This is a genomic window from Collinsella sp. LCP19S3_A6 (genome assembly GCF_052122015.1).
GTDB lineage: Bacteria > Actinomycetota > Coriobacteriia > Coriobacteriales > Coriobacteriaceae > Collinsella.
This window is the reverse complement of sequence record NZ_JBQKDD010000007.1, coordinates 121,620-130,236: the sequence shown is the minus strand read 5'-3', so window position 1 is coordinate 130,236 and position 8,617 is coordinate 121,620. Positions and strand designations below refer to the sequence as shown.

The window sequence follows — 8,617 nt, the reverse complement described above, 5'->3', positions numbered from 1 at the left end:
CGCGCCCGCAAGAGCCCGCGGATATTAGCTTGCCAGGCAAGCGTCGACTAAACGTGCAGCGTGCGCGGGCCCTCCCGACGGGAAACGAAAAAGCCCGGTTTAAAACCGGGCTCGAACAAACACGCCTATTGACAATGGCTTTCTCATATTAAAAAGAAAAGCCCCCGTTGCCGGAGGCTTCAAGTTCGATTGGTGCGGCGTATAGGATTCGAACCTATGACGTTCTGATTCGTAGTCAGACCCTCTATCCAGCTGAGGTAACGCCGCAGCGCAAGACATATGAAACCATTTTAGTTAATTGGAGTCAAGCACAATCTTGATTTTTTTCTAGACCATTTTCCTCATGCAGCTCCGCATGTATCACCGTTTCCCATACGATCGATCGGCTTTTCAACCACATCGAACCCAACGCCGAGTTCCTTCAATAGCGAGCGCACCCGCTGGGCGCAATCATACTCGGCAAACGAGATACTCAGCATGCGTGCCACCTGGCTAGAAGTCCCGACTCCATAGAACCGTTCGAGTGTTGCAAGCCCTTCGTGCGTCACAAAGGTCTCAACTACATGTGGCGACTCCTCAAAGCACCATTGGGTCAACGGACCCTCGCTCGTTTGCCTCACCACCAAGCCACCCATACCCGATGGCTCACACGTAACTAGCAGGTGCTCCCCACCTTCATCGCTCTCAAATAAAACTACCCGCTCATCAAACAGGTCCATCACATCCCCCTTCTCCCGCTCGTATCTAGTAAAAGCATAGCAGGTAGACGAGCGTATACAGAACATTTGTTCGTGTATTTTGTATTGAGCTGTCCGCGCGACATGGTAAGGCTCCGCGCACAAAAAAGGCGCCCCGGATAGGGGCGCCCCCGCAAATCGCTTATGCAGCAAACCTACGCGACCGGCTCGATCTTCTCGAGGCCGCCCATGTAAGGACGCAGAACCTCGGGGATCGTAATGGTGCCGTCGGCGTTCTGGTAGTTCTCCAGAATGGCGGCCATGGTGCGGCCAGCCGGCAGACCGGAACCGTTAAGGGTGTGCAGGTAGCGCGAGCCCTTGAAGTTCTCGGGATCGCGATACTTGATGTTGGCGCGGCGGGCCTGGAAGTCGCCGCAGTTGGAGCAGGAGCTAATCTCCTTGTAGGCGTTGTAGCTCGGCAGCCAGACCTCGATGTCGTAGGTCTGACGGGCAGAGAAGCCCAAGTCGCCGGTGCACAGGCTAATCACGCGATACGGAAGACCCAGCTGCTGAAGCAGGAACTCGGCCTCGGCGGTCATGCTCTCGAGTTCCTCGTCGGACTCCTCCGGCTTGGCAAACTTGACCATCTCGACCTTGTCGAACTCGTGCTGGCGGATGATGCCGCGGGTGTCGCGACCAGCGGAGCCGGCCTCCTCGCGGAAGCAGGGGGTGAAGGCGGTGTAGCGGCGCGGCAGGGTGTCGGCATCGAGAACCTCGCCGGCGTGCAGGTTGGTAAGCACGACCTCGGCGGTGGGGATCAGGAAGTTATCGCCCGAGACATGATAGGCGTCGTCCTCGAACTTGGGCAGCTGGCCCGTGCCAAACATGGTCTGGCGCTTGACGACGATGGGCGGCCACCACTCCTTAAAACCACGGCTAGTGTGCGTATCGAGGAAGAAGTTGATGAGGGCGCGCTCCAGACGGGCGCCGGCGCCACCGAGAACGGTGAAGCGGCTACCGGAGAGCTTGTTGCCGCGCTCGAAGTCGAGGATGTCGAGGTCGGTGCCCAGATCCCAGTGCGGTTTAAAGTCGAAGTCGAACTCACGCGGGGTGCCCCAACGACGGCGCTCGATGTTCTCGTCCTCGTCCTTGCCGTACGGGGTGGCCTCGCAGGGAATGTTGGGCAGGTGAGCCATAAAGTCGTACTGCTCCTGCTCGAGAGCGGTGCGGCGCTCGGCCAGACCGTCGATCTTCTCGTTGACGGCGCGCACGGCCTCCTTGGCGGCCTCGGCCTCGTCCTTCTTGCCCTCCTTCATCAGGGCGCCGATCTTCTTGGACTCGGCATTACGCGTGGCCTGGAGCTCCTCGACCTCGGTGATGACGGCACGACGCTCATCGTCGAGCTCAAAGAACTTCTCGCGATCCCAAGACGTCTGGCGGTTAGCCATGGCGGTATCGATGGCATCGGGGTTCTCGCGAACAAACTTGATATCAAGCATTAGATCCTCCGGCGATATACATTCCATTTAGGTTGCAACCTTGTACATGTATGGGCAAGTATATACTTATGAGCGTTTACGACCCAACTCAACTACGCAAGAAGGCACCCAATGGACGCAGTTTTTTCCTTTTTGTTTGGCACCCGCACCGGTTTTGCCATCCTTTTCGCCGGCGGCATCCTGCTGTTTGCGATTCTTGCCTTTGTAATGGAGAAGCGCACCCATAAGCTCTACGTCGACCGCGGGCCCAAATCCGAAGAAGATCAAGACAGCTTCTGGGACTAACCTGCCATTTAGGGACAGGTTTATTTTGGTCGGTTTTATCTGGGCAAATGCAAGCGCCCCGCAACCGGTATCAACCCGGTTGCGGGGCGCTTTTCGCTATAGAGATAAAACCGCAGGAAAAACCTGCCAAAATAAACCTGTCCCTAAATGGCAGGTTTACTGAAGGGTGGCGTCGATGGCCTTGACCAGGGCGCTGCGCATGCCGGCGTCCTCGAGCGCGACGACGCCCTTGATGGTTGCGCCGCCGGGCGAGCACACGGCATCCTTCATCGCCGCAGGATGCTGCCCAGTTGCAAGCTGCAGTTTCGCCGTACCCAGAACCATCTGGCTCACAATGCGATAGGCGTCAGCGCGCGGAATGCCGTGCTTGACGGCCGCGTCGCCCAGGGCCTCAATCGCCATGGCAACAAATGCCGGGGCGCAACCGCCCACGGTACCACCCACAAACAGCAAGCTCGTATCGAGCTCAACGACAGTGCCAAGCTTTCCGAGCAGGTCGAGCACCACGGCACGCTGCTCGCCGTTGAGCGCAGAGGACTTCTCGCAGGCAATGACGCCCTCGCCCACCGAAACCGGTGTATTGGGGACCGTCGAGATGTGCGCGACACCCGGCAGAACCTGCTCCCACTTGGCACTGTCCCAAGTCCAGGCGACCGAAAGGACGACCTTATCGGCAAGAGTATCCTTGAGCGGAGCGAAGACCTTCTCGATCATGTACGGCTTGACCGCAGCAACCACGATATCGGATACAGCGACAACCTCCGCCGCATCACGACAGGCAAGTATCCCACGCGCCTCACAGCGCTCAACCAGGGCATCGTAGCGGCCCGCGCAGGCACACATGTCGCTCGCAGCCACACCGGCGGCAATCCAGCCATCGGCCATAGCGCTCGCCATATTGCCAAAACCGACAAATCCAATCTTCATATCTCATAGTCCTCTCAGACAGGTTCTTCAAATCGAGAGCTATTGTCCCACGGCATTGTTTCGTGTTGCCGACCTATTTGTGATACGGCTCACCACGGCTAATCTTGCAGGCGCGGTAGACCTGCTCCAGCAGCACCACGCGCGCCAAGTTATGCGGCAAGGTAATGCGTCCAAAGCTGAGCATTTCGTCAGCTCGTGAGCGAACATCGTCGCTCACGCCGTCCGATCCGCCAATCACAAAGGCGATGTCGCTGTTGCCTCGCAACATAAGATCATCGAGCCGCGCCGAGAGTTCCTCACTCGAGCGCTCTTTGCCCTCAATGGCCAGCAGAATCACATGCGCTCGGGGCGGCAGGGCTGCAAGAATCGCCGCTCCCTCCTTGTCGCGCGCGGCATCCACGCCGCCCGCCTTGGCCGGGTCGATATCGGCCACCTCGCGCATATCCACCTTGGCATAGGCGCCCAGGCGCTTGGTGTACTCGGCGCAGGCATCCTTCCAAAAACGCTCTTTGAGCTTACCGACGCATACAACGGTGCACTTCACGCGCGCCTACTCCTTCGAATCGTTTTGAACTTTGCCGGCGGTCAGCATCTGCTCGAACATAGAGGCCGACTGCGAAAAGTCGCTCGGCAGCACGACCGTCGATGTTTTACCCGTGCGAGCGAACTCCGTCATCATCTCGGACCATTGCGTAAACATGAACAGCTGGTTGGCCTCATCGTTGCCGACGCCCGTCTCCTGGATAATCTCGAGCGAATCCTTGATACCCAGCGCGATGGCCTTGCGCTGGTTGGCGATGCCTTCGCCCGCCTTTTCCATTGCCTCGGCCTCGGCGGTCGCCTCGGTAACGCGCTTGATGCGGTCGGCCTCAGCGAGCTCCTGCGCAGCAGCGCGCTTACGCTGGGCGGCGTTGATGTCATTCATAGAGTTCTCGACCTCGGTCGGCAGCGCGATCTTGGTGATGAGCGTCGACACGAGGGTAAAGCCGTAGGCGGCCATCTGCTCGGATACGGTGGCGTTGACGTCCTTGGCAATGTCATCCTTCTTGGCAAAGACCTCATCAAGGGTATAGACAGGGATGGAAGAGCGCAGGGCATCGGTAATGAAGTCGCGCATCTGGTCGACGGGCTCCTGCAGCATGTAGTAGCTCTTGTAGATGCCCGAATCTGCCGGGCCGGCTCCCATGTCATAGCTCACGTGGTACTGAGCAGAGACCTCAAGGCCGATAGTCACGTTGTCCTGGGTCTTAACGTCGATCCCAAAACCGTTTTTCATGGTGCGCAGACTCACCGTGGCGGCCTTGCGGTCGATCACGGGCACCTTCATGTGGAAACCCGCGTTGACGATGCGGTTAAACTTGCCCAGGCGCTCGATGATCACAGCATGCTGCTGTTCAACGACATAGCAGGCGTTGGGAAGCAGTAGCAACAAAATGATGATGGGAAGCAGAAGGCTCGTAAGGGCAGCGATAATACCGGATAACAGCATGGTCTCTCCTCCGATGGGCACACGTTGGCACTAGGATACCCGCACAAAGCAGCCATGTGACACCATCAGGAAGCCCATAACAAAAAAGCTCCCATTGCTGGGAGCTCTTTCAATCAATGGTGCGGGCGAAAGGACTTGAACCTTCATGGGGTTGCCCCCATACGGACCTGAACCGTACGCGTCTGCCAATTCCGCCACGCCCGCGTGCAGGAATTAGAATAACGGAGCGCCACCGTGAACGCAAGACTATTTTTGAAAAAGTTTGCAGGCATTGTCCCACGCAGCTTGCGCAATTGCCTCTGCTTTCTCTCCAGTACGATCGACACGGTCATTAACCAGCGCGTTTGCCGTGATGGAAATCATTGCCGGCTCACACTCAAGACCGCGAATGGGCTCCGGCGCCATATAGGGACAATCTGTCTCGAACAAAATACGGTCGAGCGGGGTCGCCGCGAATGCCTCGCGCACATCATTGTTGCGCTTAAAGGTGGCCGCGCCGCCATAGGCGATGTAACAACCCAAATCCACAAAGCGCTCCATCGTGGCGCGATCCTCGCCAAAGCAATGCAGCACGCAACCGGCCTGAGGCACACCCACCTCGCGCAGCACGTTGTACGCATCCACATGCGAGGAGCGCTCCTCGTCCGTGTCCTCATGACGCAGATGCAGCTCTACCGGCACATTGCGGCGTACGGCAACCTCGAGTTGGCGCGCCATACAGTCGATCTGCACGCTGTGGGGCGCCGGCGCGATGCCGTCCTCGTAATCCATGTGGTAGTCCAGACCGATCTCCCCGATACCGACGCATAAGGGATCATGAAGCGCAGCAACGACCTGTGCATGGATGTCATCGGTATAGTCCGGCGCGCCATAGGGGTGCACACCGGCGAGATACTTTATCTGCGGAATATCCCGCATCGGCAAAATCTCGCGCACCAGCCAGTCGCTATAGTCCGTCACGCTGCGTTTGTCGGCAATGGGATCAAAAATCGTCACCAACAGGTCGACGCCTGCAGCCTTGGCGCGCACAAGCGTCTCGGGTACTTCCTTGCCCCAAAACGAGAGCAGGTGCGCATGCGTATCGGCAAGCGGCGCCAAGGGCGCGGGGCAAGCAACCGTTTTCTTTTTCTTGGTAAACGTCACGCGCTCGTCATTAGGCATCATGGATTAGCTCCTGAGCCAGACGGACAAAATCGGCAACGCCAAGCGTCTCGGCGCGTGTGGTGGGCGCGATGCCGCAAGCCTCAAAGGCGGCATCGAGCACGTCCTTGGCAAAGCCGTTGGCGCTCATGGAATTGCGGATGGTCTTGCGACGCTGAGCAAACGCAGCGTCAATCACGCGGGCCACAAACTCGCGATCAAGCCCCTCGGGCGCTACGCCGTCAACACGGTCGATGCGCACGACGGCCGAATCCACATGCGGCGCCGGCATAAAGCAGCGCGGCGGCACCTCAAAGCGACCCGTCACCTGCGCATACAGGCCGAGCTTTGCCGTATAGCCGCCGTAGGTCTTGTTGCCCGGCGTTGCGGCAATGCGATCGGCAACCTCCTTTTGAACCATGACGACGGCGCGCTTGAGCGCGGGCATCGTCTGGAAGAACTGCAGAATGATCGTCGCTGCCACGTTATAGGGCAAGTTCGCGACAAATACCGTCGGCTCACCGCCCGCGGCCTGCTCAATCTGCTCCGGGCACACCTTGAGCGCGTCGCCCATGATAAAGCGGAAGTTGGCATAGTCGGCGGCATGGGCATCGAGCACCGGCTCGAGCTCGGGATCGGCCTCAATCGACGTGACGCACGCCGCCTCCTGAAGCAGCGCAAGCGTGAGCGTTCCAACGCCCGGACCAACCTCGAGCACGCGCTCATCGCCCGCAAGTTCGGAAAGCTCGCAAATACGCTCGATCACATGGTTGTCGATCAGGAAGTTCTGGCCCAGGCGATGCTTGGTCGCAAGGCCAAACTCCTCCAGCAGCTCCCTTGTTGCCGTGGGGTTTGCCAAAGGCGAAGTTGTCATAGTTGCCTCCTTAGCATGGTGGCGGCGTCTTGAAACAAAAGGGCATGGACCGTTGCGGCCATGCCCTTACACCTAAACAGCAGATTGCCGATATGGCGCGCGGCGTCTTAACCCAGGCGCGGGAACAGCGGCTCACCCTTCTCGACGGGCTGACCACCGGCAAGCAGACCCCAAGCGCAAATGCCCTTGAGATCGTCGCTCGCGGCCTCGTCCTCGCACGACAGGCGGCGCAGGGCCTCGGTAGAAGTCTGGGGCATGAGCGGCATCAGCAGGTGAGCGGCAATGCGGATGGCCTCGAGGAGGTTGTAGATCACAAACGCCAGCTCGTCGGCCTTGGCCTCGTCCTTGGCAAGTGCCCAGGGCTCGGAGTCCTCGATGTAGTGGTTGGCGGCGTGGATGAGCTCCATAACCTCGTCTTTGGCTCCACCGTAATCGAGCACGTCCATCTTGGCCATGTAGCGCCCGGCCAGGCCATCGGCGATCTTTGCCAGCGGGTTATCGAACGCATCGAACGATGCGGGCTTGGCGGGCGCGCAACCATCAAAGTACTTACCGCTCATGTTGAGCGAACGCGAGATGAGGTTGCCCCAGCTGTTAGCGAGATCGGCGTTGTAGACCTGCTCCATGCGATCGAAGCTGATAGCGCCGTCGGTGCCGGGGACCACGTCGGTCATAAAGTAGTAGCGATAACCCTCGACGCCCAGCATGTCGATAACATCCAGCGGGGCAATGGCGTTGCCACGGCTCTTGGACATCTTCTCGGCCTTGCCAGTCTCGGCATTGCGCACGGTCAGGAAGCCGTGGGCAAAGACGTGCTCGGGCAGAGCCTCGCCAATGGCCATGAGCATAGCGGGCCAAATGACGCAGTGAAAGCGAATGATGTCCTTGCCCACAATGTGGAACTGCGCAGGCCAGCGATAGGCCAGCTCGGCACGGGCCTCGTCGGTGTCGACACCGTAGCCGACAGCCGTCATGTAGTTGAGCAGCGCGTCGAACCACACATAGGTCACATGGCCCTCATCGAATGGAACCTGGATGCCCCAGTCAAAGCTCGTACGGCTCACGGAAAGGTCGTTGAGGCCGCCCTCGACAAAGCTACGCACCTCGTTCATGCGGAATGCAGGCTCGACGAAATCGGGATGCTCGTCATAGAGCTTGAGCAGCTTGTCCTGGAAAGCGGAAAGCTTGAAGAAGTAGGACTCCTCCTGCACGCGCTCGAGCGGACGATGACAGTCGGGGCACAGGTGCTGGCCGACGCTGCCGTACTCCTCGTCACCCTTCTGGACCTGCGTGTCGGTAAAGTAAGTCTCGTCGGGCACACAGTACCAACCGTCGTAGCTGCCCTTATACAGGTAGCCAGACTCCTTCATGCGCTCCCACAGATACTGCACCGCATGATGCTGGCGCGGCTCGGTGGTGCGGATGAAGTCGTCGTTGGAGATCTCGAGTTTGCTCCAAAGCTCCTTGAAGTGCGGAGCCTGGCTGTCGGTCCACTCCTGCGGCGTCATGCCATGCTTGGCTGCGGCCTCGGCGACCTTCTCGCCGTGCTCGTCCATGCCGGTCAGGAACTTGACGTTATAGCCAGCGGAGCGGCGATAGCGAGCCTGAACGTCGGCGATGATGGTGGAATAAGCCGTGCCCAGATGCGGATCGGCATTGACGTAGTAGATGGGGGTCGTGATAAAGAACGAAGGCTTGCTTTGATCCATGGGGTTTGTCCTCCAGA

9 protein-coding genes and 2 tRNA genes are annotated in these 8,617 nt (G+C 59.0%); 1 reads left to right on the top strand and 10 read right to left on the bottom strand.

What is annotated here, in order from left to right:
- Nucleotides 1–190 precede the first annotated feature (190 nt).
- From ACTQVX_RS06265 to serS, 3 genes are all read right to left on the bottom strand, one after another.
- Nucleotides 191–267 (bottom strand) — tRNA-Arg (locus ACTQVX_RS06265).
- 74 nt (nucleotides 268–341) lie between these two features.
- On the bottom strand, nucleotides 342–719 hold the full coding sequence (locus ACTQVX_RS06260; protein WP_441031677.1) for a hypothetical protein: 378 nt from the start codon (nucleotides 717–719) through the stop codon (nucleotides 342–344).
- Between the two features lie 173 nt (nucleotides 720–892).
- Complete coding sequence (gene serS / locus ACTQVX_RS06255; protein ID WP_118080822.1) at nucleotides 893–2,176, bottom strand: serine--tRNA ligase; 1,284 nt, start codon at nucleotides 2,174–2,176, stop codon at nucleotides 893–895.
- 111 nt (nucleotides 2,177–2,287) lie between these two features.
- Between serS and ACTQVX_RS06250 the strand changes: the two genes are divergently transcribed.
- Entirely contained in the window at nucleotides 2,288–2,461 is a 174-nt protein-coding gene (locus tag ACTQVX_RS06250) for a DUF6724 family protein (protein WP_195838594.1), read from the top strand.
- A 156-nt stretch (nucleotides 2,462–2,617) separates the two neighbouring features.
- Here the strand turns inward: ACTQVX_RS06250 and proC are convergent, their stop codons facing one another.
- The 7 genes from proC to metG all read right to left on the bottom strand — a co-directional run bounded on the left by proC (nucleotide 2,618) and on the right by metG (nucleotide 8,600).
- Nucleotides 2,618–3,388: a pyrroline-5-carboxylate reductase gene (gene proC, locus ACTQVX_RS06245; RefSeq protein ID WP_441031680.1), complete on the bottom strand. Its 771-nt coding sequence runs from the start codon at nucleotides 3,386–3,388 to the stop codon at nucleotides 2,618–2,620.
- Between the two features lie 73 nt (nucleotides 3,389–3,461).
- Nucleotides 3,462–3,932 (bottom strand): 23S rRNA (pseudouridine(1915)-N(3))-methyltransferase RlmH, encoded by a 471-nt coding sequence (gene rlmH / locus ACTQVX_RS06240; protein WP_370450649.1) that lies wholly within the window; start codon nucleotides 3,930–3,932, stop codon nucleotides 3,462–3,464.
- 6 nt (nucleotides 3,933–3,938) lie between these two features.
- Complete coding sequence (locus ACTQVX_RS06235) at nucleotides 3,939–4,877, bottom strand: SPFH domain-containing protein (RefSeq protein WP_117848150.1); 939 nt, start codon at nucleotides 4,875–4,877, stop codon at nucleotides 3,939–3,941.
- A gap of 117 nt (nucleotides 4,878–4,994) precedes the next feature.
- Nucleotides 4,995–5,081 (bottom strand) — tRNA-Leu (locus tag ACTQVX_RS06230).
- 42 nt (nucleotides 5,082–5,123) lie between these two features.
- Nucleotides 5,124–6,041 (bottom strand): TatD family hydrolase, encoded by a 918-nt coding sequence (locus tag ACTQVX_RS06225; RefSeq protein ID WP_441560590.1) that lies wholly within the window; start codon nucleotides 6,039–6,041, stop codon nucleotides 5,124–5,126.
- On the bottom strand, nucleotides 6,031–6,891 hold the full coding sequence (gene rsmA / locus ACTQVX_RS06220; RefSeq protein ID WP_441031685.1) for a 16S rRNA (adenine(1518)-N(6)/adenine(1519)-N(6))-dimethyltransferase RsmA: 861 nt from the start codon (nucleotides 6,889–6,891) through the stop codon (nucleotides 6,031–6,033). The genes ACTQVX_RS06225 and rsmA overlap by 11 nt, the downstream gene beginning before the upstream one ends.
- A gap of 107 nt (nucleotides 6,892–6,998) precedes the next feature.
- A complete protein-coding gene (metG, locus tag ACTQVX_RS06215) occupies nucleotides 6,999–8,600 on the bottom strand; it encodes a methionine--tRNA ligase (RefSeq protein ID WP_441031687.1) in 1,602 nt (533 codons plus the stop codon).
- Nucleotides 8,601–8,617: the final 17 nt, after the last annotated feature.

What these genes read in the sequence shown, in the direction of transcription:
- ACTQVX_RS06260 (WP_441031677.1), bottom strand. Translation starts at nt 719, where the DNA reads ATGGACCTGTTTGATGAGCGGGTAGTTTTATTTGAGAGCGATGAAGGT.
- serS (WP_118080822.1), bottom strand. Translation starts at nt 2,176, where the DNA reads ATGCTTGATATCAAGTTTGTTCGCGAGAACCCCGATGCCATCGATACC.
- ACTQVX_RS06250 (WP_195838594.1), top strand. Translation starts at nt 2,288, where the DNA reads ATGGACGCAGTTTTTTCCTTTTTGTTTGGCACCCGCACCGGTTTTGCC.
- proC (WP_441031680.1), bottom strand. Translation starts at nt 3,388, where the DNA reads ATGAAGATTGGATTTGTCGGTTTTGGCAATATGGCGAGCGCTATGGCC.
- ACTQVX_RS06235 (WP_117848150.1), bottom strand. Translation starts at nt 4,877, where the DNA reads ATGCTGTTATCCGGTATTATCGCTGCCCTTACGAGCCTTCTGCTTCCC.
- ACTQVX_RS06225 (WP_441560590.1), bottom strand. Translation starts at nt 6,041, where the DNA reads ATGATGCCTAATGACGAGCGCGTGACGTTTACCAAGAAAAAGAAAACG.
- rsmA (WP_441031685.1), bottom strand. Translation starts at nt 6,891, where the DNA reads ATGACAACTTCGCCTTTGGCAAACCCCACGGCAACAAGGGAGCTGCTG.
- metG (WP_441031687.1), bottom strand. Translation starts at nt 8,600, where the DNA reads ATGGATCAAAGCAAGCCTTCGTTCTTTATCACGACCCCCATCTACTAC.